The 318-nt window shown below is 67.6% G+C and carries 1 protein-coding gene; it reads left to right on the top strand.

Annotated features, from left to right (window positions below):
- On the top strand, positions 1 to 312 hold a 312-nt coding region (locus tag SB717_RS34690; RefSeq protein WP_410907402.1), incomplete at its 5' end, for a hypothetical protein.
- Positions 313 to 318 lie beyond the last annotated feature (6 nt).

Here is a 318-nt window from a genome sequence, read left to right as displayed (position 1 = left end):
TACTATCCGGCTGTGAGCGACGTCGCGGACTGGACGACCGCGCATGGACTGGGATCGGCCGCGAACTGGTACTTCGGGACGGCGCCGGCCGCCCAGCTGGCCGCCGTGGCGCAGGCGTACGGAGTGCCCATCCAGCTCGATGCCGCCGACCGCTCCGTCGTGCACGGCACAGAGATCTTCTTCATCGACCCCTCCGGCACCGAACGAGCGCTCGGCCAGTTCGGCACCGACGCCGCCAGCACCGCGGTGAGCAGCAGGTCGCGCGTCACGCCCAGTGTCGTCACGCCATACGTGAAAACGAAAGCCGTGTAGATATAG

Origin of the sequence: Priestia sp. SIMBA_032 (assembly GCF_046535215.1) — a bacterium.
GTDB classification, from domain to species: Bacteria; Bacillota; Bacilli; order Bacillales; family Bacillaceae_H; genus Priestia; species Priestia aryabhattai.
Note: the sequence above shows the minus strand (reverse complement) of the source record. Positions and strands in the feature narration are given on the sequence as shown.